Source organism: Pontibacter sp. H249 (genome assembly GCF_037892465.1).
Classification (GTDB): domain Bacteria; phylum Bacteroidota; class Bacteroidia; order Cytophagales; family Hymenobacteraceae; genus Pontibacter.
In genome coordinates, this window is sequence record NZ_JBBKTR010000003.1 from 173,770 (window position 1) to 199,064 (window position 25,295).

Consider the following 25,295-nt stretch of genomic DNA (forward strand, 5'->3'; position numbering starts at 1 on the left):
TTAATAACCTGCGTTTTGCTTAAGAATACCATTGGAAATAGCAATTTCGCTCTGTGGTATCGGGAAGAAGCCTTTTGTGGCAGGTTTAAATGTCACGTTAAAATCTACCTGGTCGCCCACGTACAGCGGTCCGCGTGCACCGTTAACAGTAATTTTCTGGTCGGTAACGTTTAGTCCTTGTCTTAAAAGATCCCAGTAACGATGACCTTCCAAAGCCAGTTCTACTCTTCGCTCTTTATAGATATTGTCCAGAGTGGCCGGTACAGGTGTTAAACCTACCCGACTGCGTACCATATCAAGGTATTGCTGTGCATCACCACCGGATTTTACTGCCAGTTCTGCTGCCATTAACAGTACATCGCTTAATCGTACAGAACGGTAGTTATTACCCCAGTTCAATTCCAGCTGGCCGGCTCCTGGTGCATAGTCTTTAGATGTCGTATACTTCTGGCTGAAATAACCTGTGTGTTGGTAGCCTTTATCCAGTTCACCGTTTAGCTCTGTTTGATCCAGAATAGTGGCATCTCTGCGTAGATCGTTGGTTTCAAAGGCGTTATATAAGGTCTGGGAAGCAGTTGCAAAACTCCATCCACGTTCGTAGCTCTCTACAGCCGGGCTTACAACACGCGGGCCCTGCATTTGTGGCTGCATGTTGCCTTCACCGCCCTGAATATAGCCCCAGTCCCACCAAGGGTTTTTGTCAGAATATGAGATCTCCCAAACTGACTCCAGGCTGTATTCTCCGCTCTTTTTAAAGTTATCAGCATAATCGGCCAGCAGAATATGGCCACTTTTATCGATGATATCTTTTAAATGATTAAGAGCACGCGCAGCGTCTACGGTTGTACTACCAGCTTTTAATTGTGCATTGTAAACGCCATTATAGAACAGGTAAGTACGAGCTAACAAAGCTTTGGCAGCCCATTTGGTTACACGCCCTTGATTAGTGCGAAGCGTGCTTTCCGGTAAATTTGGAATGGCTTCTTCCAGATCCTGGGCTATCTGGTTGTATACATCCTGCGGCGCAGCCTGTGGCTGGTTATACTCGCCTGGGTTTACAAGTGTGTTAAGCACAAGCGGTACATTTTCGTACATGCGTACCAGGTCAAGGTAGAAGTGCGCTCTTAGGAATTTTGCCTCAGCAGTAACTCTATCTTTAAATTCCTGGCTTGCGGTTACACCTTCAATCTTCTCCAGCAGCAGGTTAGCGCGGTAAACACCAATAAAATGCTTCTTCCACATTCCCTGAATTTCGGGGTTTGCTACTCTGATGTTGTGCATGTCCACTTCAATGATGTTCGGGGCATCCGTACGGCTGGCACCTCCTGCAAAGGCATCATCAGAGGCTATATCCATAAACATCGGGGTAGGGTGGAAGCCTACTACCGTGTTCCATTGCAGTACATCGTAAATGCTTATCAGGGCTTCCAAGGCGTCAGCTTCTGTCTGGTAGAAGTTAGACTCTACACGGGCATCTTTCGGCTGAAGGTCCAGGAAATCGTCGCAGCTTGTCGTGCTAAGAGCCAGGGTGGCTACGAAAGCAATTCTTGCAGTATTTTTGATTATATATCTCATAAAAATCTTGTCTTTAGAAAGTTGCGTTTAGACCAACTCTGAAAATGCGTGCTTGCGGGTAAATGCCTCTGTCCACGCCAATATCCAGTGTGTTACGGGCACCAATCTCAGGATCAAATCCGGTGTATTCGGTAAATGTCAGTAGGTTGTCAGCCGAAACGTACACGCGCATGTTGGAAAGGTAGATTTTAGACAGAGCGTTACTAGAGAAATTGTATCCTACCTGCAACGTCTTCAGTCGAACGTAGTCTCCGTCTTCGATGTAGATGTCTGAGATTCTAGTGTAGTTACCGTTCGCATCGTTCCAGGTAAAGCGTGGGTATTTGTCTGATGATCCTTCTCCAGTCCAGCGGTTCAGGAACTTGGTCTGCATGTTAGAAGTAACCAGGTCGTGGCGGCGTGTACCATTAAAGATCTGGTGGCCAAAAGCACCGTTAAAGAAAGCGCTAAAGTCGAAGTTTTTATACTTCAGATCCAGGTTATAGCCCAGCACCATCTTTGGTGTAGGATTGCCGATGTTGGTTCTGTCAGCGTCTGAGATTACGCCATCTCCGTTCAAGTCTCTGAAGCGGATGTCGCCTGGCTGGGCATTTGGCTGAATCAGAGCTCCTGATGAATTTTTGTAAGATGCTACTTCTTCTGCATTCTGGAAGATTCCGTCTGTTTCATATCCCCAGAAATACGCGAACGGCTGGCCCGGTATACTTCTGGACACGATGCCATAGGTTGCAAAGTTGGCACCGATCAACACACCTTCAGCGTTATTTATACTTAGTACTTCGTTGCGGTTAAAGCTACCGTTGATGGTAGTCCTGTAGCTGAAGTCGTTGATATCGCCTGTATAAGTAAGTGCAAGCTCTATACCTTTGTTTCTGACTTCGCCGCCATTTACGGTAGGTGCGTTGTTGCCTACTGTTCCTGGTATTGGTGCATCAACCAGCAAACCTTTGGTAGTCTTTATATAGTAGTCAGCTTCTAATGATAATCGGTTGTTGAAGAAATACAGATCCATACCGATATCTGTCTGCTCCGAAGTTTCCCACTCCAGGAATGGATTAGCTACTTTTACCGGCGAAGCACCGCTTGAATAGCGCTCATCACCTTCGTAGAAAGTATAACCACGGCCTACCCCGATTACAGAAGCCCAGGTATAGTTACCAATGTTCTCATTACCGTTCTGTCCCCAGGATGCGCGAAGCTTGGCAAAGTTTATGATATCTTGATTAGGGAAGAAGCTTTCGTTTGAAATGATCCAGCCAGCGGAAACAGAAGGGAAAGTAGCAAACTGACGCTCACGTCCAAACCTGGAAGATCCGTCTCTTCTTAGAATACCCGATAACAGGTACTTGTCATTGAAGTTATAGTTTACCCGGCCAAAAAAGGAAAGAAGGGCGTTTTCTCCGAAATAGCCTCCAGCCTGTGCACCAATTGCATCAGTTGCCAGGTTCAGGTAAGCCATTGCCGGGTCATTGGTTACTAAGCCGGTTTTGGAAGCAAAAACATTGTCTGCTTCGCTCTTCAGGGCTGTAGTGCCTAATGTCAAACCAAAGTCATGCTGACCAAATGCTTTCGAGTAGTTCAGTACATTTTCTGCCTGCCAGGTATAATATTTAATCGTCTCCTTAGAAACCAGGGAATTCGTATTCGTCTGGGCAGAGTTTAGGTAGTACCTTGGGTTAAAGTTGTTGTTGGTAACATAAGCGAGGTCTATACCAAAGGTAGATCTGAAAGTAAGTCCTTTCGTTAGCTCCACATCTGCGTAAGTATTGGCTACCAGTTTATCTACTTTGGTAGTTCCGTTCATCACGGCCAGCCTGGCAAGTGGGTTAACTACTTCCTGAGCCACATATGGAGAAATGCCATACACGTTGCCATCAGCATCTCTTACTATATATGGAGATGCGTACAGCGATGATCCTAGTTTGGCTGGGTCTGTTTCAAAAACCGGTGTAAGAGGGTCAAGGTTGATGGCATTGCTAAGCAGACCACCAAATTCCTGGTTAGGGTCTATAGCCCTGCGGTTAATATTAGTATAAGCTAAGTTGGTCCCTATTTTCAGGAAGCTTTTAACCTGGTTGTCCGCATTCAATCTTAAAGTATAGCGCTTGAAATTTGACTTGTCGCCACCAACTATACCGTTTTGGTCGAAGAATGAGAAATTAGTGTAGTAGCTGGTTTTGTCGTTGCCACCACTTACCGCTATCTGGTGGTTCATAATCTTTTCATTTTGGCCGAAAAGCTCATCCTGCCAGTTAGTGCTGGTTGTAAACTTATTTACATCAGGATATGGTGGTGTAACGCCTGCGTTGGCAGCGCCTTCGTTCATCATGATGGCATATTCGCGGGCATCCAGCAGGTCAAGTTTTTTCCAGGGGTTCTGCACGCCAACATAACCTTCATAGGACACATGCATTTTCCCATCTTTAGAGCCACTCTTAGTTTTAATTAGAACTACACCATTGGCAGCCCGGGCACCATAAATAGCGGCAGAAGCCGCATCTTTAAGTACCTCCATTGATTCGATGTCGTTCGGATTCAGGAAATCAATACCACCTACTGGGAATCCATCTACTATATATAAAGGAGCTGCATTACCAGAAGTACCTATACCCCTGATACGAACAGTAGGAGCATCGCCCGGCTGACCCGAAACGTTTGCTACCTGCACACCTGTTACGCGGCCCTGTAAAGCCTGCTCTACGCGTAGTACGGGTGTTTCAGTAATATCTTCTGGTCTAACAGAGCTTATAGCCCCTGTAAGTTCGCTTCGGCGCTGCGTACCGTAGCCAACCACCACCACTTCTTCCAGTAGCTTTGTATTTTCTGCCAGTTTAATGTCGATCACTGACCTGTTGTTAATAGGTACATCTTGTGAGATATAGCCTACAAAGGAAAAACGCAGTATTTTTCCGGTTTCCGGCACACTGAGTGAGAATTTCCCCTCCGCATCAGTTGTGGTGCCTACTGACATGTCTTTTACTACGATACTTACTCCTGGCAGTGGAATGCCTTCTTTAGCGGTTGTTACCCGCCCAGTAACAGTAGTTTGTGCGTATGCTACTCCGTAAAGTTGAAGCAACAATAAGAGTATTATTTTCCTCATAATAAACGCTTATAGGTGAGTGATCATTTATTTGCTTGAAGTACTTGAATTCTTCCTGTAATAACCAGAAAAGAGCTACATCAAGAATACATCAACCGGCATTTTTTAATACATCAAGAATACATCAAAATCACGAAAAAGCTTATTTAAAGCCTGTGGATAGGAAAATAAGATTTCATTTGTGCGAGTTTTATTCTAAATTGAATACATCAATCTAAAATTGATAGCTTTATGTTATAAGATAGGTAATTATGAAGTCTGTTGTACAGTTTGCCCTTATTTATTCAGTTTTGTTTGTGCTGTCATCTGGTTTTTCATCGATGGCACAGTCACGCTATTGGGGCAATCCGTTTGTCAGGAACTTCAGTACAGAAGACTTCAAAGGGGGGATACAAAGCTGGGGCGTTGCACAAGATGAACGTGAAGTTGTCTATATCGCCAATAACTTCGGGCTTCTGGAGTATGATGGGGCTGAGTGGAACAGGTACCCAGTTAACAACGGTACGAAAGTCAGGTCGCTGTATACTTCCAAATCGCAGGGCAGAGTATACGTAGGAAGTCAATCAGACTTCGGATACTTTGAACCTGATAAGCTGGGAAGCCTGCAGTATTTCTCTTTAAAGAAACTCATTCCTGAGAAGCACAGAAATTTTGATGAAGTATGGCGCATTTACGAGATCGACGGAAAGATCTGCTTTACTACTTTCAAGAACATCTATATATATACTCCTGATAAGCAGATAACTGTTGTCTCGCCTAAAAACCCAATAGAGTTCTCCTTTAAAGTAAAAAATAAACTTTATACCATGGAGTGGGGGGTTGGACTGACAGAGCTTGAGAACGGCAAGCTGAAACTCTTGCCCGGCGGTGAAAAATTTGCCCAAAGCCGTATTGCTTCCATACTTCCCTTTGACCAGGCCAACCTGCTTATTTTCACAGTGCAAGACGGAGTGTATCTTTATAATGGCATAAACCCTGTTTTGATGAAGATGGATGATGCAAATGTGTTGCAGCATCTTGTCATCAACCAGGCAGTGTTGTTAAAGGATGGCAGCTATGCCATAGGAACACAGAACGATGGGTTGTACATCATGAATAAGCAAGGTGCTCTGCTACTGCACTTAACAAAAGCTGACGGGCTTTACGATAACACTATTCATACGCTTTACCAGGACGCTCATGAAAACCTCTGGTTAGGTTTAAATAATGGCTTATCGTTAGTAGAGATTAGTTCACCTTTTAGCAGGATTGACGGTGCTATGGGCGTATCCGGGGCCGGTTATGCTGCCCTTAAAATAAATAACAAAGTATACCTGGGCACCACAAGTAGTTTGTATGAAGCCGAGATAGGGCAACACCACAACTATAAACCGGTGCCGAACTCCACAGGGCAGGTTTACAAGCTGCGTAACTATCACGATAAACTGCTGATGGGGCACCATACCGGGCCATATATGATAAAAAATGGGCAGGCTCAGAAGTTTGCAGATGGTAACGGGTCATGGGATTATATCCCGGTTCCTGATAAACCGGGGTATTTTATACTTGGCTCTTATGATGGTATCAGTCTTTTAAAGGAAGATAGAGATGGTTTTCAGCTAGTGCGAAAGTATAAAGGTTTTGAGGAGTCATCGAGGGTGCTGGAGTTTGATGAACAGGGAAACCTTTGGATAGCCCACGGATACAAAGGAGTGTTTCGTATCAGGTTTGAGCCAGATTATAGCAAGATAAAGGCTATTGGTTTCTTTAATTCAAAAAATGGCTTGCCCTCAGACCAACTCGTAAACATGGAGCGCTTGCAGGGAAAACTATACTTTCCTGCGCTTACCGGAATCTACAGGTTTGATTACAGCAAGAATGTATTTGTGATAGACAGCGTGTTTTCTTCATACTTCAACCCGGATGAGCACATTGCAGAAATGGAAGAAGATGTACAGGGAAACATTTACTTTATATCTGACCAGCGTGTAGGCATTCTGACCTTAAACAAATTTGGAGAGCCGGAGATAAAGAGCAAAGAGTTTAATGCCATTAGTGACAGGTTAAACGATGACCTGCCTTACATTAAGATACTTGACCTGAACCACGTGCTACTTGGGGCTAAAGACGGCTTTATACATTACGATGGCTTAAAGAACAAAACGCTTTATCCTTTTAATACTCGTATTACAAAAGTTGTCAATACGTCTTTTGAGCAAGACTCCCTGTTGTTCTCTGAGCGTGCTGTTATTGGTGACGATAGGTTACACCTGCCTTATAAGCAAAACTCACTCAGCTTTACCTATTCCAGCTCGTTTTATGAACGTCCGGAAAAAACGCAGTATCAATACTACTTAGAGAACTTCGACGAAGGGTGGTCTAACTGGACATCAAAAACCGAAAAAGAATATACTAATTTGCCGGAAGGTAGCTATGTATTCCATGTTCGTGCCCTTAATATCCATGGCAATATCAGTGAAGCAGAAAGTTTTGCTTTTTCCGTTGCGCCGCCTTTTTACCGTAGCAGACTGGCCATTGTAGTCTATATCATTCTAGGGTTATTCTTACTAGGTGCTTTGCTATACTACCTTGAGAAGCGGTACCGAAGAGAAAAGTTAAAGATCATAGAAGATAAGGAGCGTGCGCTCAGCGAAAAGGACAGTGAAGTAAAAGAGGTAGCTAAACTAAGCGAGAAAAAGATTTTACGCTTAAAACACGAGAAACAGCAGTCTGAGATCGAACACATGAACCGCGAACTGGCTTCCTCAACCTTTCACCTGATCAATAAGAATGAGTTATTAAATAACGTGAAGCTGGAATTGCAGTCAATTGTAAAACAAGGTGAACTGCAACAGCATGGCGAAGAAGTAAAGCGGATTATTAAGAACATTGAACAGAACATAACCAGTGATTCAGACTGGAAGCAGTTTGAGCTCCATTTTAACCATGTGCACGGAGACTTTACCAAACGCCTGCAGGACAGTTATCCGGAAATGACACCGCAGGAAGTAAAGCTGAGCACGTACCTTCGGCTCAACCTAAGCACAAAAGAAATTGCACAGCTTTTAAGTATATCAGTACGCGGTGTTGAAATTAGCCGTTACCGTTTACGAAAGCGACTTAATCTGGAGCGAAATGATAATTTAACCGACTACATTCTCAGGTTTTGAGGCTAGAAAAGCTATCATCCTCTCTGCACCAAAAACACAATATAGCCAATGTACACCAGCAGGAATAGAATGCCGTTCCAGCGGTCTATAGTGTTTTTCTTACCAACAGGCATGGTAATGATTAGTAAAGTGCTAGCCACGATCATCATCACAATGTCAGAGTTGCTTACTACATCAAATGGGAGTGGATTTATCAATGCACTTATACCAAGTATCCAGAGCAGATTGAATATATTGGACCCTACTACGTTACCTACTGCAATATCAATGTTGCGGCGGTAAGCAGCCATAGCCGATGTAACTAATTCCGGTAACGAAGTGCCGATGGCTACGATGGTTAATCCGATAAAAGACTCACTCAAACCAAAGTTCTGGGCAATGTCAACTGCTCCGTCAACAACCCATTTACCTCCTAAAAACAGGCCAATTACACCCAGTACAATATACACAATAGCTTTACCTAAAGGTATTTCCTCTTCCAGTTCTTCCGGTAATACCTCATCTTTGTTAGTGCGTGCAATATTATAAATGTAGGCCATAAACAGTACAAAGAAGAAAAGCAGTATACCGCCATCAGTACGGCTAATGTATAGTTCTTCCCGGTTGTCAATGAGTGCTGCATTAGCCAGAAAACCTACTAGCAAAGTGGCTATCAGCGAAAATGGTATTTCTGTTAATATAGTATTCCGCTTAATGGGCAGCGGACAGATGAGTGCTGTTATACCTAAGATTAGCAGCAGGTTAGCTACATTGCTTCCAAAAACGTTTCCGATTGCCAACTCAGACTGTCCCTGTAAACTAGAAAGGATGTTAATGATAAGCTCTGGTAATGAAGTGCCGAATGATACAATCGTAAGACCCACTACCATATCCGATAAACCGTAGCGCTTCGCAATAGATGAAGCACCAGAAACCAGAATGTCAGCACCTTTTATCAGGAAAACAAAACCTACTATAAACAGAAAGTATAATAGCATAAAAGTGGAGTATTTAAAAATTTGTACTGTGATACGAAGATTTGGCCTTACAGGCTATAAAAGAATATGGCTGCCCCTTGTAGAGCAGCCATATGTTATACTTTATGCAGGAAATTAAGCCATGTTGTGGTAAACAGCCTGCACATCATCGTCTTCTTCAAAGCGCTCAATTAGGCTTAGCACTTCTTCTTCCTGCTCCTCAGTAAGCTCTGTTCTGGTAGTAGGAATCCGCTGAACCTCTGCACTTATTACATTCAAGCCTTTTTCTTCCAGACCCTTCTGCATGTTGCCGAATTCTGTGAAAGCCGTTTCGATGATGATTTCGCCTTCGTGCTCGTATATGTCTTCTGCTCCAAAGTCGATCAGTTCCAGTTCAAGGTCTTCCAGGTTTACACCTTCCGACGAAATCTTGAAAATGCCTTTCCTATCGAACATAAAATCCAGTGAGCCAGTTTTGCCCAGCGATCCGCCGCCTTTAGAGAAATGCATACGCACGTTAGCTACAGTACGGTTTAAGTTATCGGTGGCACATTCCACTACTACTGCAATGCCGTGTGGTGCGTAGCCTTCGTATACTATTTCTTCGTAATCTTTTTCCTCTTTAGAAGATGCTCTTTTAATGGCAGCTTCTATACGATCCTTTGGCATGTTCACGCCTTTGGCGTTCTGGACAGCCGTACGTAAACGAGAGTTTGTTTCAGTGTTTGGTCCGCTTTCTTTAACGGCCATGGCTATCTCTTTGCCGAGGCGGGTAAAAGCCTTCGACATTTTATCCCAGCGTTTAAACTTGCGGGCTTTTCTAAATTCAAATGCGCGTCCCATAGTATGTCTTATGTGGATTACAAAGTTAGGGAGCTTCTACTTAATTTGGTAGTTGTTTAAGTGCTAAATTGTTTATTTGTTGATTGCTGAATGTACGCAAAGTATAAAAGGCAGGCGCTGCCAGTATTTATACTTTGTTCAAGCTTTCAAGATTATACTTTGAAGGACTCAGTAGTAAACTTGTAACCAGTTACGGGCAACGATTAACGAACTCTAGGAGTTACGTGGAAATCAGAGATACGCAGATGGTGTTCGCAGAAGGCATATTCGTGCTGGATATTCGATCCTACAATAATCAGTCGGCCGTTTTTGTTTTGTTCTACGTGTTCCTGATACCATGCTACGCCTTCCTGATCCAGGTTAGTGGTAGGCTCGTCTAACAATAGAAGTTGGGTGTCAGAGTATAAAGCCAAACCGAGTTTAAGGCGCTGCTTCATCCCCGAAGAGAAATCTTTTACAAACTTGTTTTTGGACCGTTGCAGCCCCATTCGGTCCACCAGCTGCTGGTTTGTCAGGCTGTGGCGGAGTTGCTTAAAGCGTGTATGAAAGTCCAGCATCTCTAACAGAGTGAACTCCTCTACCAGTTCTAAATATGGGGCAGTAAGCGAGAGGTGGCGATAGGCTTCGTCGGGGGCAATAGTTTTTTCCGCCTGCGTATATGTAATATTGCCTTCGCTGTGCAGGTTATGGCCTGCAATAATAGTAAGAAGAGTGGATTTTCCGGAACCGTTATGCCCAAGTATGGCATAAGAGGTGCCTGACTCGAAATTATAAGTCAGGTTCCTGAAAATCCACTCGTAATTGTATCGTTTACCTAAATTGCTTAGGTTAATTTGCATCTTTTGAGAAATAACTTCTGATGATACCACGGCCAGAGTTACGCAGAAAATTAACAACTTCGTCGCGCTCTTTGCTTGGTGGCAGCTCCAGTTCAATTTTATCTAGTGCCTGAGAATTGTTAAGGCCGCTGATGAACAGTATGCGGTAAATCTGCTGTATCTCGTTTATCTGCTCGCTTGTAAACCCTCTGCGGCGCAAACCCACCGAGTTTATACCTGCATACGAAAGCGGCTCACGGGCAGCCTTCACAAACGGCGGAACATCCTTCAGTACCAGGGAGCCTCCGGAAATCATAGCGTGAATACCGATTTTTGCGAACTGGTGCACCAGCGTAGCTGCACTGATAATGGCATGGTCACCAACTTCTACGTGGCCTGCCATCTGTACAGCGTTACCAATTATACAGTTGTCGCCAACAATACAGTCGTGGGCAACGTGCGCATAGGCCATTACAAGGCAGTTGCTGCCAATTACGGTCTTCATCTTATCAATGGTGCCGCGGCTTACGGTAACGCACTCTCTGATAACAGTATTGTCTCCGATATGAGTAGTAGTTACTTCACCGGCAAACTTAAGGTCTTGTGGTACAGAGGATACTACTGCTCCAGGAAATATCTTGCAGTTTTTGCCAATACGGGCACCTTCCATGATCACGGCATTGGGGCCAATCCAGGTACCTTCACCTATCTCCACGTTCTTGTGGATGCTGGCAAATGGCTCAACTACAACGTTCTGTGCAATTTTAGCCTCTGGGTGTATGTATGCTAATGGCTGGTTCATGCGTCTTTCTTTACAATACTTGCCGACATTTCAGCTTCCATCACCAGCTGTCCGGCAACAAAAGCCTGACCGCTCATTTTGGCAATTCCACGTTTAATAGGAGCCAGCAGTTCACATTTAAAAATTATTGTATCGCCAGGTATAACCTTGCGCTTAAAGCGGCATTTGTCTATGCCCAAAAAGTATGTCCAGTAATCTTCAGGGTTCTCTACAGTGTTTAGTACCAGAATACCACCCGTTTGGGCCATGGCCTCTATCTGGATCACACCCGGCAACACGGGGTTACCCGGGAAATGGCCCTGGAAGAATGGCTCGTTCATGGTTACGTTCTTAACGCCTGTAACCGTAGTTTCGTCTAAATGTATGATTTTATCTATCAGCAGAAATGGATACCGGTGCGGCAACGTAGCCGAGATCTGGTTTATATCCATTACCGGTTTTTTCTTCGGATCGTAAGTAGGCACGTTCTTGATCGTAGCCTCGTGGATCATTCTCTTTACCTTTTTGGCAAAGGCAACATTGGCAGCGTGTCCTGGTCTTGCAGCTAGTATCTGGCCTTTTATTGGGCGTCCGATCAGGGCAAGGTCACCCATCAGGTCTAGCAGCTTATGGCGGGCAGGCTCGTTTTTAAAGCGAAGTTCTGTGTTATTGAGGATTCCTTCTTCCTTTACCTCCACTTTTGGCTTCTTCAGCAGGTCAGACAGGTAGTTCAGTTCCTCGTCCTGCACTACACGGTCTACAATAACGATGGCATTATCTAAGTCACCGCCTTTGATCAGGTTTTGCTTAAAAAGCGCCTCTAGTTCGTGTAGAAACACAAATGTGCGGCACGGGGCAATTTCATCCACAAACTGATCTATGTTGGTGATAGAAGCATGTTGGCTGCCAAGTATAGGGGAGTTATAATCCACCATGGCTGTCAGGCGGTAATCGTCTAAAGGTAAAGCAGCAATCTCTACGCCACGTGCATCATCTTTATAGCTAAGGCCTTTGGTTATCTCGAAGTAGTTGCGAAGGGCGTTCTGTTCCTCCAGGCCCACTTCAAGCAGTGGTTTCACAAACTGTATAGAAGAACCATCCATAATTGGAGGCTCAGGTCCATCCAGTTCAATCAGGACGTTGTCGATCTGTAAACCTACTAGAGCAGCTAAAGTATGCTCTATGGTATGTATTCTTGCTCCGTTCTGCTCAATAGTAGTGCCCCGCGAAAGGTCTACCACATTGTCAACATCAGCAGCTACAACAGGCTGACCGGGTAAATCAATGCGCTGAAACTTGTAGCCATGATTTATGGGCGCAGGCTTAAACGTCATGTTGGATACTACACCTGTATGTAGTCCTATACCGGTTACAGTTACCGGGGCCTTAATTGTATGCTGTTTATCGTTCATTCACGTATCTGTAGTCGTATTTAGCTTCTGTTAACGGGAGCAGGCAGCATAAACAGGCAGTTACCATAATCTGTAATAGCCTGAGTTTAACCTTTTGCCGCTGCAAACTTAAGACATAATATACCACCTTGCCAATTTATTTTAATGGGCAATAGGAGTTTGTAAAGTATAAAAGGGCTATACTTTCTCTTTTAGTAGTTCTAAGTCTCGCTGCAATTCTGGCAGTTTGCGGAAAACCGTCATGGCACGCAGGTTTTGCTTATAGTCAAAAGCAGGAGAACCCTGAATGATGTTTCCTGATTCTTTTACTGATTTTGAAACACCGGACTGTGCGCCTATGGTGGTTTTATCGGCAATAGTAATATGGCCTACAATGCCTACCTGGCCTGCAATAACGCAATGATTACCTACTTTAGTAGATCCGGAGATGCCTGTTTGTGAGGCTACTACAGTGTGTTTGCCAATTTCAACGTTATGCGCGATCTGCACCAGGTTGTCGATTTTGGTACCTGAGCGGATAATGGTAGAACCCATGGTGGCGCAGTCTATGGCCGTGTTAGCACCGATAGAGATATCGTCTTCCAGCACTACATTGCCAATCTGAGGGACAGCTTTATAAGTGCCATCAGCCTGCGGAGCCCAACCAAATCCATCGCTGCCTAGTACGGCGCCGCTATGTATAGTACAATTGTTGCCCACCACGGTATTGGTGTAAAGTTTAGCACCGGCAAAAATGGTAGTGTTATCGCCAATCGTAACGTTATCACCAATATACACTTGCGGGAATATCTTTACATTAGAGCCTATTTTGCAGTTTGCTCCTATATAAGAAAAGGCGCCACGGTAATGATTGTCGCCGATAGCTGAGCCCTGACCTATAAAACAAGGTTCTTCCACTCCTGATTTAGAAGCTAAGAGGGCTGTCTGGTAATACTGTAGTAAAGTAGAAAAGCTTGTATAGGGATCTTCTACACGAATAAGAGCAGCCGTAGTAGGTTGTTTAAGCTCCAGAGTGTTGGCAACTATAACTGCACTTGCTTGCGTGGTATAAAGAAATGGTTCGTATTTCAGGTTTGATAAAAAAGCAAGAGCACCTTTTGTGGCCTCTTCTATTTTAGCTAGTGTGCTGACCTTTATGGTATTGTCTCCTTCTACTTTTCCCTGCAGTAGGTCAGCAATCTGTTGTACAGTAAACTCCATTGTGTAAAATTATAGCAAAAACTTAAAAGTGCTAATGCTTCCGGGGTGCAAACTTAACAAAAAAGTAAACGTGGCTATACTTTAAAGTATGAACTTATTGCTATAGTGCCAATCATTATTTGATAGGTAATCAAAAGGAACAGGGTGGGGCAGGAGTGACTACTGCAAGTGTGTCCTTGCTAAGATCAAGAAGGCTTTTAGAATACTCCGCTGTTTCGGGTTTAAAAATCCGAAACAGCGAAACTATACTTTAATGTGCCACCTCTTTCGGATAGCACACATAATACTTCTCCACTTTATTACTCAGCGCTCTGATATTTGGCAGATCAGATGCCTCGGCTACATCTACCACATAACCTGATTTAGTGAGCATATCAATAGTTTGGCCTTCTACATCGTAGGCGTTATTGCCAATCTTGCCAGCAATCATAAGGTATTTAACATCATCAGCAGTGATTTTGAAATGTGCCTGCACCAGCTCACTTATACCTAACTGCAGCTCCGGGTCTATTGGTTTGTTGGCGATAACTACTTTAAACAATTTACGGCTAAGTATGCTATTGGCCAGGTAAGAGAGAATTCTGTCCGGATGATCGGCCCACATTTTAATGCCGCACCAAATGTCATGGTCATCCAGGCTAACAAATTGCTTTAAAATGCTGCTATCCTGCTGGAAATCCTGCATGGTGAGGTCGTTGGTCAGGAAGAACTTCAGGCAAGGGCTGCAAGGCACATCTACGCCCTGCTGCACCAACTCCCTGGCACGTTGTACTACCCGCAGCACCATGTTTTCGGCGCTAACCACTGTTTTGTGCAAGTATACTTGCCAGTACATTAGGCGGCGGCTCACCAGGAAGTTCTCTATACTATACACGCCTTTCTCTTCCACTACCAACTTATCATTGGCTACATCCAGCATTTTTATAATACGGTCTGCCCCAATTTTGCCTTCATAAACACCGGTATAGAAACTGTCACGGTTTAGATAGTCCAGTCTGTCTACATCTAATTGGCTAGAAACCAGTTGGTGGAAAAACTTACGGTGGTACTTACCTGTAAATATATCTATAGCCATACTAAGCCTGTCTCCGAAAGCTTCGTTAAGCAAGTGCATGATGTGCAGCGAAAGGTGCTCGTGGTGCACATTTTTAAAGATAGCTGTTTCCAGGGCATGCGAAAATGGGCCATGGCCGATGTCGTGCAGCAGAATGGCAATAAGTGAGGCCTCAAATTCTTTGTCAGAAATTTCGTTATTTTTACTCTTTAAAGTATTTAAGGCGGTATTCATCAGGTGCATGGCACCCAGCGCATGATGAAAACGCGTATGCAAGGCACCCGGATAAACCATCTCAGTTAAACCGAGTTGTTTAATGCGGCGCAAACGCTGAAAGTATGGGTGATCGATGATGTCGAAAATAAGATCAGTTGGAACGGTGATAAAGCCGTAAACAGGATCGTTGAAGATTTTCTTCTTATTCACAGAACAGAGGGTTGAGTTGTTTGATTGTTTAACTGTTAATTTTCGTAAATGTTAGGCACCCAAAGTATACTTTTATCGCCTGTAGCCACTTTTAAAACTTGAGAAGCCTTTGCTCCTGCAAAAAAATACACGATAGTATAAATGATGGTTAAGGATTAAAGTAACTTAACTTATACTATACAGTAAATCTATTCGTGTATACAGGTAGGGTTCGGGTGATTTGGGCGCGGGTACTTTAAAAATTTGACAATTAACAGTCTAACAGTGAAGCCATTTAGCAATTTATTCAGATAAAACTATGCAAAGATATAACATTTTATGGGCCGATGATGAGATCGACCTCCTTAAGCCACACATTCTTTTCCTGGAGGATAAAGGCTACGATATTACTCCGGTAAACAGTGGTGCTGATGCCATTGAGGAATTTAGAGAGAAGAATTTTGATATCGTTTTTCTAGATGAAAACATGCCAGGCATCAGTGGACTGGAAACCCTGAACGAATTAAAAATTATCCGACCTTCTGTGCCTGTAATCATGATTACCAAAAGTGAGGAAGAGCACATTATGGAGGAGGCTATCGGTTCTAAAATCACCGATTACCTGATAAAGCCACTCAATCCTAACCAAATACTGCTTTCTGTTAAAAAGGTACTGGACAACAAACGCCTGGTGTCTGAAAAGACTAATATGAGTTACCAGCGCGACTTCAGACAATTGGGTATGGCTTTTGGCGAGCGACTTAGTCCGGGAGAGTGGGCTGATATTTATAAAAAGTTGGTGTTCTGGGAGCTAGAGATAGACGAGACAGAGAATAAAAGTATGGCCGATGTGATAAACATGCAGAAAGACGAGGCAAACTCTAATTTTGCGAGTTTTATCATGGATAACTACGAAGAGTGGATAAACGGCGATAGCGACGATGCCCCGCTTATGTCGCACCAGTTGTTTAAGCAGCGTGTGTTTCCAATGATGAAAGAAACCGAGCGCCCTGTATACTTTGTACTAATTGATAACCTGCGCTATGACCAGTGGAAGATTCTGGAGCCGCTTATTTCGGAATACTTTACTGTAGACTCGGAAGAGATGTTCTATTCTATACTTCCGACTACCACAGCCTATGCCCGAAATGCCATTTTCTCAGGTATGCTGCCAACCGAGATTGCTAAAAAATACCCTAACATGTGGGTAAGCGACGATGAAGAAGAAGGTAAAAACCTGCATGAAGCCGATTTCCTGGACATTCAGTTTCAGCAGAACAAAGTCACAGACAAGCATAGCTACCATAAAATTACCAATGTGCAGGCCGGCCGTGACCTGCTAAACAAGTTCAGTAATCTGGATAGCAATAAGCTGAACGTGATCGTTTACAACTTTGTGGATATGCTTTCGCATGCCCGTACCGACAGCAACATGGTTCGTGAGCTGGCTCCTGATGAATCGGCATACCGTTCTATTACCCGTTCGTGGTTCCTGCACTCGCCGCTGTACGACACGTTAAAAATGATAGCAGATAAGAAAGGTAAGCTTATCATTACCACAGACCATGGTACTATTCGGGTAAAAAGGCCATTTAAGATAATAGGGGATAGAAATACCAATACTAACCTAAGGTATAAGCATGGTAAAAACCTGGGCTACACCGATAAGGATGTATTTACAGTGCGTAAGCCGGAGAGATTTTTCTTGCCAAAAGCAAACGTTTCTACTACGTTTGTGTTCGCAATAGAAGATTACTTTTTTGCATATCCTAACAACTATAATTACTACGTTAATTATTACAAAGACACGTTCCAGCACGGAGGTGTATCGTTGGAGGAATGCATTATACCGTATATAACGCTTACACCTAAGAATGTATAATACAGGAGTAGAGAGAAAACAGATTACGATGTCGTCGTTGGCTGATTTGCCGGCGGCGGCTTCTGTGCTTATAGAGGAGGCCAAAGAAGAGCCTGTTATACTTTTTGAAGGACCGATGGGTGCCGGCAAAACAACTTTAATAAAAGAAGTATGCTACCAATTGGGTGTAAAAGACAATGTTAGCAGTCCTACTTTCTCGCTTGTAAATGAGTATGCAGGTGCAAACGGGAAACTAATTTACCATTTTGACTTTTATAGGTTAAACGAGGAGCGCGAGGCAGTGGATATAGGGGCATTAGAATATTTCGACTCAGGCAGGACCTGTTTGATTGAATGGCCATCTATGATCCCGAATTTACTACCTGAGCACTACCTGCTTGTAACGTTGCAGCCTGATGCAGAGGGCCAGGTGCGCACCATGACCATAAACCAAGTATAAGCATGACGCAGAAGTTTGCCGTTGATCTGGGAAAGCTTGCTACAAGCCCTGCTCTTTATCCCAAAGAGTCGATGATGGCCGTAGAAGAACGCCGCCGAAGCCTTTTTATAGGAATACCAAAAGAGTCGTCTTTCCAGGAAAACAGGATCGGGTTAACTCCTGACGCTGTAAAGCAACTTACCGACCATGGCCATCGCATTCGTATAGAGGCTGGTGCTGGTGGACCTTCCAAGTTCTCAGACAACGAATACTCCGAGGCTGGCGCCAAGATCGTTTACTCTATTGAAGAGGTTTACGAAGCAGATGTTATCCTTAAAATAGCGCCACCTACTTACGATGAGATAGAACATTTCCGACCGGGACAGACGCTTATTTCTGCATTGCAGTTTGGCAGCCTAACGGCAGATTTTGTGAATGCGCTACTCCGAAAAAAGATTAATGCTATCTCTTTTGAGTTGATTCGGGATAAATCGGAGTCGAAGCCGGTGGTGCGGGCCATGAGCGAAATTGCGGGCAGTACGGTCATGCTTATCGCCGCAGAGTACCTGAGCAGCAGCAACGAGGGCAAAGGCGTTATACTTGGCGGAATAACAGGCGTGGCCCCAAGCAAAGTAGTAATTATGGGGGCAGGTACCGTGGCCGAATATGCTGCCAGGGCCGCATTGGGCTTGGGTGCTGAAGTAAAGGTGTTTGATAACCACATCTACAAGCTTCGCCGCTTGAAACACAATGTTGGTGCGCCACTTTTTACCTCTACACTGGATAAGGCTGTGCTGTACCAGGAAATCAGGCATGCCGATGTAGTCATTGGTGCACTTGTGGCCGACGAAGGTTATATGCCCTGCATGGTGGAGGAGAACGTGGTGGCACATATGAACCCGGGTTCTATAATTATTGATGTGTGCATAGACCAGGGCGGCTGCTTCGAAACATCTGAAATGACTACCCATACAAGACCTGTGTTCCGAAAGTATGATATCATTCATTATTGTGTTCCGAACATAGCCTCCAGGGTGCCACGTACAGCTTCGCAGGCACTTAGCAATATCTTCACTCCAATCTTTAACGAGTTCTCCAAGTATGGCGGCATCAACGAGGTGCTGTTCATGAACGAGCATTACCGCAGTGGGGTGTATATCTATAAAGGCAGCCTTACCAATTCCCAGATCGCCAAGAAGTTCGGAATGCGTTATAAAGAATTAGGCTTGATGATCGCAGTGCGTAACTAAGACCCGTTATTAAAAGGACTTGCTTAAGAGTATAAGATTTATGTAGAGACGCAATGTTTTGCGTCTCTTTCTCTTTTGTCTAAATCAGGATTCTCAGGATTTTTTAAAGATTGGCAGGATTACAACAGTAGACCTCGCAGCGTGCGAAGCTCCTGCAAGCGTACGGTATTTAAGCAGTTCCAGGTCCAATCACCTCTAACCTCTCCTTTTCCAAGGCGGGGAGCTTTTTCTGCTACTTCTGCTGTCATCACACTAGTTCATACCATTTCACTTTGTTCTCTTGTGAAGTTCTTCGTAGAAATAAGCTTAAGCAGAAACTACAGGGCTTATACATTGGCTATAGTTCCTCGCCTCAAACAAGAAGGGGTTAGAAGTAGTTGGATCTCATTTATACTTTACCGCTCAGCAACAGTACCTTCCAGGCCTCCTGTATCTGGTTATTCTCCAGAAGTTTTTTGCCTAACAATTCCATCTCTTCTTTCTGCTTTAACTTATCAGTGCTGAACTTATTATAAGTATAAGCTACGATAGGGTCAGTTTTAAAAGCTTCTGCTTCTTCATCAGTTGGAATATTTTCTGAGTTGCCAAGTCTTGCTAAGTTATTACCAGTAAGTATAGAGCTATTTCGGATAAACTCAGGCAGCTGGTCTAAACCAATACCTTTGTTACGTATTGGTTTCGGAAGCTCAAAAATGCAGTCGCCATTGGCACGTAGGTAATAGTCGCCTCCCATCCTGGCTACAGCATCTAGTCTGAATGGATCTATTTTCCCATTCTCATCCAGTATACTTTCGTTGATGTGCATCAGCAGCACTTCGCAGATCACCAGATTGCCGGCGCCACCTTCTAGACCCAAGCTGATGATGTCATTAACTTTACATTCGAGTGCCACAGGAGCCTCTTTTACCCGTGGAGGTTTAACTAACACCGATGCCTCTGGTGTTAAACCCGCTTTAATGAATTCATTTATACCCTTGTCATACTCTGTGCTGGCCAACGACATCTGTTCTACAATATCAAAGTTGGCAATGTTAATCACTACTTCTTTTGTCAGCTCTACATTTTCCAGAGTGTGTTTGCTGGTATTATCACGAACACGGCGTGCAGGTGAGAAAACCACAATAGGAGGCTTTGCACTAAACACATTAAAAAAGCTAAAAGGGCTCAGGTTTACGTTACCCTCTAGGTCGGTGGTACTGGCAAATGCAATAGGTCTGGGGGCGATGGCACCTAGTAGCAAGGCATGTACCTCCGCTGTCTTAATTTCTTTGGGATCTATCGTTTTAATAGACATAGCTTCAGGATAAAGTATTTGTAATGTCAGTTAGAATGACAAGTTAGTTTATTATTTAGTAAACATTCTTACTTAGAAGGTTCAGAGTCGAACAAATCAATGACGAACTACTCTCTACAATTAATCTTTTGTGTATGCTAAAGTATGGTAGTTGTAGCTTCTGTATCTGTTTATATCTTAGTTTAAATATTGCGGGTTTATGAGTTCCTAGTGCATGTTTATGCCAGTATGTCGAAAACTTACATGGATTTTTAGTTTAAGTTACTGTATTAATAAGGCTTATAACATTAAAAGTATTATTAGAAAAATAATATAATTAAAGTTGATAAAAGACGCTTTGAAGGAATCTTTTGCTTGAAATTTGAGTTGTGGACTCAACATAAATCAAAAGTATGAAGTAGAGTGTCACACTTTTTTCATAATTTTGAAAATCCATAGTAGCTGAAATACTAAGGAGACTCCTTTTGAAGTTAAGTATAAATCAAAGTTGAAAGGTGGCTTACATTTGATGTCCCGGAAATGAACAATAGACTCTTTTTATTTGTGGCAGGGCTGCTCTTCTTTGCTTCCTGCAGCTCGCCCAGAAACCTTGCCTATTTTGATAACCTCAGAGAAGAAAGCGTTATTACTGAGAAAATAGCCAACGCTGCCGAAGCCAAAATCCAGCCCGGCGACCGCTTAAGTATAAACGTTACAAGCCTTAACCCAGAATCTAATGTATTGTTTAACAGAGGCGCCTTACCTGCTGCCAGCAATGCAAATGTAGGAGGTGTGGCCTATGTGCAGGAAACAGAAGGTTATCTGGTAGATAAGGAAGGGAATGTTGTACTGCCTATACTCGGTAAAGTAAAGCTAGAAAACCTGACAAGGGAAGAAGCTGAAAACCAGTTGACAAACAGCCTTCAAACATACCTGAAGGAGCCTGTGGTTAATGTTCGTTTCAGAAATTTTAAAGTAACCGTAATCGGTGAAGTGACAAGGCCTTCTACTTACCAGGTGCCGGACGGTAATGTGAACATCCTGGAAGCCCTTGGAATGGCAGGTGACATGACAGCCTATGGTAAGAGAGAAAATGTGTTGGTGATACGTGAAACGAAGGACGAAAGAAGTATGGTAAGGTTAAATCTGAATGACAAGGATATCCTGAAGTCGCCTTTCTTCAATCTCCAGCAAAACGACATCGTGTACGTAGAGCCTCATAAGGCAAGGGCTGCCCAAGCAAGTACAAATGCAAGAAATATATCACTGATTCTTGGAGCTATTTCAGTTGTTACAGTTGTTGTTTCAAGATTATTATAACTCCAGATGAGCATGTCAGATAAAGAGACTTTAATGATCGAGTCGGAGCAGATCGATATAAAAAATATACTTGCGAAGTACCTACGCTATTGGTATTGGTTTGCCATTGGTGTAGTGCTCAGTATGGTAGTGGCTTTTTTATACCTGCGATATACTACCCCAGAATACAGTATTAGCAGCACGCTTTTGATAAAAGATGATAAGAAGAGCCCTGATTTATTAAGTAATGCAGCCTTTAGTGATTTAGAGGTCTTTCAGGCAAGCAGAAGCCTTGATAACCAGATACAGATACTCAAATCAAAAAGCCTGATGCAACGGGTTTTAACGGATTTATCGTTGTATACCAGTTTTTATACTGAGGGAAGAGTTAAAACAACTGAGGTTTTTGGCCGCTCACAGCCTATTAAAGTTATCGTAAACGATCTTGATTCTGCTGCTTTCAATAAAACCATTTTTGTAAACCTGAAAGATAACAACAGCTTTGAGATAGAAGACGGCGAAAAGAAAACAGCGCACCAGTTTGGCCAACAGATCAAAACGGATTATGCTACTTTTACCGTAGTGGCAGCGCCTGGTTTAGCAAAAAAAGAAGGTGGCCAGGTAGCAGTTAAGTTTCATGATATCCGGAAGCTGGCAAACAGCTATAACCAGCGCTTGACAGTAGCTCCGGTTAACAAAGAGGCAAGTGTGCTCACGATCAGCCTTACAGATGTGGTACCAGAGAAGGGCGTAACCATCATCAATAAGTTAATTGAAGTATACAACAAAGAAGCTGTAGAGGATAAAAACCAGATCGCAGCAAACACCATCCAGTTTATTGACGACAGGCTAAAATACCTGACAGAGGAATTATCTACCGTTGAAAAAGACGTAGAAGCATACAAACGCCAGAATGAGTTGACTGATGTGAGCTCGGAGGCGAAAATGTACCTGGAGCGCGCCAGCGAGTATAACAGGCAACTATCCGAGCTGGAAATTCAGATCGATGTCCTTAACTCGATTGAGACCTACCTTAAAAATCAGAAGAACCAGTTTGAGCTTGTACCAAGCACCTTAAGTATACAGGATGCTACTTTGCTCAACCTGATCGGGAAGTTTAACGAGTTGCAATTAGAGCGCCAACGCCTGTTGCGCACGACGCAGGCAAGTAACCCGATTGTGCAGAATGTAAACGAGCAACTGGCAAACCTGAAGGTTAACATCCTGGAGAACCTGGGCAATATCAAAGGCAGCCTGGCTATCACGCGCAATAACCTGCGCGCTAATTCCTCACAGTTTGCCTCCAGGATACAAAAAGTGCCTGCTATAGAGCGTGAATTGCTGGAGATAAACAGGCAGCAAGGCATCAAGGAAGGTTTATACCTGTACCTGCTGCAAAAGCGCGAAGAATCTGCTTTGTCCTTAGCCGCTACAGTATCTAACTCCAGAGTAATTGACTCTGCCGTAGCAGGTGATTTGCCAGTAAAACCTAAAAAGCAGCTTATTTACCTGTTGGCTTTCCTGATTGGACTTGGGGTACCGTTTGCCTTTATCTATGTGCGCGATATGCTGAATGATAAGGTGAATGATACGAAAGATGTAGAGAGCGCCACTAAAACACCTATCCTTGGTGAAATCGCGCATAATCACACCGGAGAAACCTTGGTAGTAACAAGCGATAGCCGTGGGCCTGTGTCAGAATTGTTCCGGTTGATCAGGGCCAACCTGCAGTTCGCTACGGTTGGCAAAGAGAACAGGGTGATATTGATTACCTCCAGCATGAGCGGCGAAGGCAAGACTTTCTTTAGTATAAACCTGGCAGCTAGCTTGGTGCTTACTGGCAAAAAGGTAGTAGTAATAGGTTTTGACCTTCGCAGACCAAGACTATCCCAAAGTTTGGACATATCAAATGAGATAGGGGTATCGAATTATCTTGTATCTGACTATTTGCCTGTGGAGGACATTATCAAGCCGGTACCGGGTCTGGATGGGCTGGATATTATCGGCTCAGGGCCTATACCACCAAACCCTACGGAACTAATGCTGTTGTCTAAGGTAGATAAGCTGATTAAGGAGTTAAAGCAGATGTATGATTATATTATCATCGATACTTCTCCGGTAGGGCAGGTGGCAGATGCGCTTGCATTAGCACCTCATATCGATTCCAGTATTTACCTGGTGCGCTATAATTATACTCATAAAAACCAGATCAGCATCATTGATGATATCTTCAAAAGCCGCAAATTGATTCACCCAATGATCGTGCTAAACGATGCGAAGAAGGAGAACGGTTATGGGTATGGATACGGCTATGGGTATGGGTATGGAGAAGAAGTTACAAACCCAGGCAAGAAAAAGAAGAAAACAACCCTTGGAGTATAAATAAGCTCTAGATAGTATAGATAACTAAAGAATTAAATAAAGAGACTGAAATGGCTCAGCATACGATGTTAGAAGACCCAAAAATAGCTGTAATTGGCTTAGGCTATGTAGGATTACCTTTAGCGGTAGAGTTCGCAAAGCAATTTAAGACCATCGGATTCGATATAAATGAGGCGAGAGTTAGCCAACTAAGCCAGGGGCATGACCATACGTTGGAGGTGGAGGATGATAAATTGAAAGCTGTTTTAACAGACAATTTCTCTACTTCAAAAGGCTTGTATTGTACAAACGACCTGGCAAAGATCGAAAACTGTAACTTCTATATTATTACGGTACCTACACCTGTTGATAAGTATAACCGACCTGTGCTCACACCTTTATACAAGGCAAGCGAAACAGTTGGCAAAGTGCTGAAACGTGGAGATATTGTGGTTTATGAATCAACTGTTTATCCTGGTGTGACAGAAGATGAGTGTGTGCCTGTACTGGAACGTGTATCAGGTCTTAAGTTTAATGTTGATTTCTTTGCAGGCTATTCACCGGAGCGTATCAACCCGGGCGATAAAGAACATACAGTAGCCAAGATTTTAAAAATTACTTCTGGCTCTACACCAGAGGCAGCCGAGAAAGTTGACCAGCTTTACAAGTCCGTGATTATTGCCGGTACGCACAAAGCAGCCTCTATCAAAGTTGCAGAGGCAGCCAAGGTAATCGAGAACGCACAGCGTGATATCAACATTGCTTTTGTAAACGAACTGGCAAAAATCTTTAACCGCCTGGATATTGATACGGATGAAGTACTGCAGGCAGCTGGTACTAAATGGAACTTCCTGAAGTTTAAGCCAGGTTTAGTTGGTGGCCATTGCATTGGCGTTGACCCATACTACCTGGCACAAAAAGCGCAGGAAGTAGGCTATCACCCGGAAATCATTCTGGCTGGCCGCAGACTAAACGATGGCATGGGCGAATATGTAGCGCATGAGGTAATTAAACTGATGGTAAAGAAAGATATTCCAGTAAAAGGCGCAAACATCTTAGTGCTTGGTATTACCTTCAAAGAGAACTGCCCGGATGTACGCAATACTAAAGTAGTAGATATTCTGCACACCCTAAAAGGTTACGATACCAACATCACGATATATGACCCATGGGCTGAGCCAGCGGAGGTGAAGCATGAGTATGGTTGGGATTCTGTAAAAGAACTTAACAATACCAGCGATTGCGACGCCATCATACTTGCTGTTTCTCACTATGAATTCAAAGCCTTAGATCTAAACAAACTCTGCAAAGAGAACGCTGTGATCTATGATGTGAAAGGCGTACTGCCAAAAGAATCAGTAGACGCTAGATTATAAACTAAATGTCATTTCGAGCAGCGCGAGAAATCTGGAATAGTTCAAGACCATGAGAAACTCAAGCTATACCACTCATGCTGCTCAAGATGGCATACAAGAAACTCCCCTCCTTGGTTAAGGAGGGGCAGGGGTGGTTTGTT

Annotated in this window: 18 protein-coding genes; 7 read left to right on the plus strand and 11 right to left on the minus strand. The window is 43.6% G+C overall.

What is annotated here, in order from left to right:
- Together WG943_RS05570 and WG943_RS05575 are read right to left on the minus strand one after the other, a co-directional pair.
- Positions 1 to 1,575 (minus strand): RagB/SusD family nutrient uptake outer membrane protein, encoded by a 1,575-nt coding sequence (locus WG943_RS05570; protein ID WP_340407346.1) that lies wholly within the window; start codon positions 1,573 to 1,575, stop codon positions 1 to 3.
- 13 nt (positions 1,576 to 1,588) lie between these two features.
- Positions 1,589 to 4,678, minus strand: coding sequence for a SusC/RagA family TonB-linked outer membrane protein (locus WG943_RS05575; protein WP_340407348.1), 3,090 nt, complete (start codon positions 4,676 to 4,678; stop codon positions 1,589 to 1,591).
- 251 nt (positions 4,679 to 4,929) lie between these two features.
- On the opposite strand from WG943_RS05575, the gene WG943_RS05580 reads away from it, so the two are divergent.
- Entirely contained in the window at positions 4,930 to 7,827 is a 2,898-nt protein-coding gene (locus WG943_RS05580; protein ID WP_340407350.1) for a triple tyrosine motif-containing protein, read from the plus strand.
- Positions 7,828 to 7,841: 14 nt separating this feature from the next.
- Here the strand turns inward: WG943_RS05580 and WG943_RS05585 are convergent, their stop codons facing one another.
- The 7 genes from WG943_RS05585 to WG943_RS05615 form a co-directional block, all read right to left on the minus strand.
- Complete coding sequence (locus WG943_RS05585) at positions 7,842 to 8,804, minus strand: calcium/sodium antiporter (RefSeq protein WP_340407352.1); 963 nt, start codon at positions 8,802 to 8,804, stop codon at positions 7,842 to 7,844.
- Between the two features lie 114 nt (positions 8,805 to 8,918).
- A complete protein-coding gene (locus WG943_RS05590; protein WP_340407354.1) occupies positions 8,919 to 9,626 on the minus strand; it encodes a YebC/PmpR family DNA-binding transcriptional regulator in 708 nt (235 codons plus the stop codon).
- Positions 9,627 to 9,829: 203 nt separating this feature from the next.
- The gene (locus WG943_RS05595; RefSeq protein WP_340407356.1) at positions 9,830 to 10,465 is read right to left on the minus strand and encodes an ABC transporter ATP-binding protein; all 636 of its coding nucleotides are present in this window, start codon (positions 10,463 to 10,465) and stop codon (positions 9,830 to 9,832) included.
- Positions 10,455 to 11,246, minus strand: a complete 792-nt coding sequence (gene lpxA, locus WG943_RS05600) for an acyl-ACP--UDP-N-acetylglucosamine O-acyltransferase (RefSeq protein WP_340407358.1) — start codon at positions 11,244 to 11,246, stop codon at positions 10,455 to 10,457. The genes WG943_RS05595 and lpxA overlap by 11 nt, the downstream gene beginning before the upstream one ends.
- Complete coding sequence (locus tag WG943_RS05605; protein ID WP_340407359.1) at positions 11,243 to 12,637, minus strand: bifunctional UDP-3-O-[3-hydroxymyristoyl] N-acetylglucosamine deacetylase/3-hydroxyacyl-ACP dehydratase; 1,395 nt, start codon at positions 12,635 to 12,637, stop codon at positions 11,243 to 11,245. Before WG943_RS05605 ends, lpxA begins: the two co-directional genes overlap by 4 nt.
- A gap of 177 nt (positions 12,638 to 12,814) precedes the next feature.
- A complete protein-coding gene (gene lpxD / locus WG943_RS05610) occupies positions 12,815 to 13,837 on the minus strand; it encodes a UDP-3-O-(3-hydroxymyristoyl)glucosamine N-acyltransferase (protein ID WP_340407361.1) in 1,023 nt (340 codons plus the stop codon).
- Positions 13,838 to 14,087: 250 nt separating this feature from the next.
- Complete coding sequence (locus WG943_RS05615) at positions 14,088 to 15,317, minus strand: HD domain-containing protein (protein WP_340407363.1); 1,230 nt, start codon at positions 15,315 to 15,317, stop codon at positions 14,088 to 14,090.
- A gap of 298 nt (positions 15,318 to 15,615) precedes the next feature.
- On the opposite strand from WG943_RS05615, the gene porX reads away from it, so the two are divergent.
- Genes porX through WG943_RS05630 form a run of 3 tightly spaced genes read left to right on the plus strand, consistent with a single transcriptional unit; the run spans position 15,616 to position 18,846 of the window.
- A complete protein-coding gene (gene porX / locus WG943_RS05620) occupies positions 15,616 to 17,178 on the plus strand; it encodes a T9SS response regulator signal transducer PorX (protein ID WP_340407365.1) in 1,563 nt (520 codons plus the stop codon).
- Positions 17,171 to 17,617, plus strand: coding sequence for a tRNA (adenosine(37)-N6)-threonylcarbamoyltransferase complex ATPase subunit type 1 TsaE (tsaE, locus tag WG943_RS05625; protein WP_340407366.1), 447 nt, complete (start codon positions 17,171 to 17,173; stop codon positions 17,615 to 17,617). The genes porX and tsaE overlap by 8 nt, the downstream gene beginning before the upstream one ends.
- A 2-nt stretch (positions 17,618 to 17,619) precedes the next feature.
- The gene (locus WG943_RS05630) at positions 17,620 to 18,846 is read left to right on the plus strand and encodes an alanine dehydrogenase (RefSeq protein WP_340407368.1); all 1,227 of its coding nucleotides are present in this window, start codon (positions 17,620 to 17,622) and stop codon (positions 18,844 to 18,846) included.
- Between the two features lie 119 nt (positions 18,847 to 18,965).
- On the opposite strand, the gene WG943_RS05635 is transcribed toward WG943_RS05630, so the two are convergent.
- Together WG943_RS05635 and WG943_RS05640 are read right to left on the minus strand one after the other, a co-directional pair.
- A complete protein-coding gene (locus tag WG943_RS05635) occupies positions 18,966 to 19,097 on the minus strand; it encodes a hypothetical protein (protein ID WP_340407370.1) in 132 nt (43 codons plus the stop codon).
- A gap of 137 nt (positions 19,098 to 19,234) precedes the next feature.
- Positions 19,235 to 20,140, minus strand: a complete 906-nt coding sequence (locus tag WG943_RS05640) for a flavin reductase family protein (RefSeq protein ID WP_445323620.1) — start codon at positions 20,138 to 20,140, stop codon at positions 19,235 to 19,237.
- 519 nt (positions 20,141 to 20,659) lie between these two features.
- On the opposite strand from WG943_RS05640, the gene WG943_RS05645 reads away from it, so the two are divergent.
- The 3 genes from WG943_RS05645 to WG943_RS05655 are packed head-to-tail and all read left to right on the plus strand — an operon-like array spanning position 20,660 to position 25,155.
- Complete coding sequence (locus WG943_RS05645; protein WP_340407371.1) at positions 20,660 to 21,439, plus strand: polysaccharide biosynthesis/export family protein; 780 nt, start codon at positions 20,660 to 20,662, stop codon at positions 21,437 to 21,439.
- 12 nt (positions 21,440 to 21,451) lie between these two features.
- Positions 21,452 to 23,800: a GumC family protein gene (locus tag WG943_RS05650; RefSeq protein WP_340407372.1), complete on the plus strand. Its 2,349-nt coding sequence runs from the start codon at positions 21,452 to 21,454 to the stop codon at positions 23,798 to 23,800.
- 50 nt (positions 23,801 to 23,850) lie between these two features.
- Positions 23,851 to 25,155 carry a nucleotide sugar dehydrogenase gene (locus tag WG943_RS05655; RefSeq protein WP_340407373.1) on the plus strand — a complete coding sequence of 435 codons (1,305 nt, stop codon included), beginning with the start codon at positions 23,851 to 23,853 and terminating at the stop codon, positions 25,153 to 25,155.
- Positions 25,156 to 25,295: the final 140 nt, after the last annotated feature.

Excerpts from the sequence above, each read along its gene's own strand:
- WG943_RS05570 (WP_340407346.1), bottom strand. The coding sequence starts at position 1,575 with ATGAGATATATAATCAAAAATACTGCAAGAATTGCTTTCGTAGCCACC.
- WG943_RS05605 (WP_340407359.1), bottom strand. The coding sequence starts at position 12,637 with ATGAACGATAAACAGCATACAATTAAGGCCCCGGTAACTGTAACCGGT.
- WG943_RS05655 (WP_340407373.1), top strand. The coding sequence starts at position 23,851 with ATGGCTCAGCATACGATGTTAGAAGACCCAAAAATAGCTGTAATTGGC.
- WG943_RS05580 (WP_340407350.1), top strand. The coding sequence starts at position 4,930 with ATGAAGTCTGTTGTACAGTTTGCCCTTATTTATTCAGTTTTGTTTGTG.
- WG943_RS05640 (WP_445323620.1), bottom strand. The coding sequence starts at position 20,140 with ATGTCTATTAAAACGATAGATCCCAAAGAAATTAAGACAGCGGAGGTA.
- WG943_RS05650 (WP_340407372.1), top strand. The coding sequence starts at position 21,452 with ATGTCAGATAAAGAGACTTTAATGATCGAGTCGGAGCAGATCGATATA.
- WG943_RS05590 (WP_340407354.1), bottom strand. The coding sequence starts at position 9,626 with ATGGGACGCGCATTTGAATTTAGAAAAGCCCGCAAGTTTAAACGCTGG.
- tsaE (WP_340407366.1), top strand. The coding sequence starts at position 17,171 with ATGTATAATACAGGAGTAGAGAGAAAACAGATTACGATGTCGTCGTTG.
- WG943_RS05575 (WP_340407348.1), bottom strand. The coding sequence starts at position 4,678 with ATGAGGAAAATAATACTCTTATTGTTGCTTCAACTTTACGGAGTAGCA.
- WG943_RS05630 (WP_340407368.1), top strand. The coding sequence starts at position 17,620 with ATGACGCAGAAGTTTGCCGTTGATCTGGGAAAGCTTGCTACAAGCCCT.
- lpxD (WP_340407361.1), bottom strand. The coding sequence starts at position 13,837 with ATGGAGTTTACTGTACAACAGATTGCTGACCTACTGCAGGGAAAAGTA.
- WG943_RS05585 (WP_340407352.1), bottom strand. The coding sequence starts at position 8,804 with ATGCTATTATACTTTCTGTTTATAGTAGGTTTTGTTTTCCTGATAAAA.
- lpxA (WP_340407358.1), bottom strand. The coding sequence starts at position 11,246 with ATGAACCAGCCATTAGCATACATACACCCAGAGGCTAAAATTGCACAG.
- porX (WP_340407365.1), top strand. The coding sequence starts at position 15,616 with ATGCAAAGATATAACATTTTATGGGCCGATGATGAGATCGACCTCCTT.
- WG943_RS05645 (WP_340407371.1), top strand. The coding sequence starts at position 20,660 with ATGAACAATAGACTCTTTTTATTTGTGGCAGGGCTGCTCTTCTTTGCT.
- WG943_RS05595 (WP_340407356.1), bottom strand. The coding sequence starts at position 10,465 with ATGCAAATTAACCTAAGCAATTTAGGTAAACGATACAATTACGAGTGG.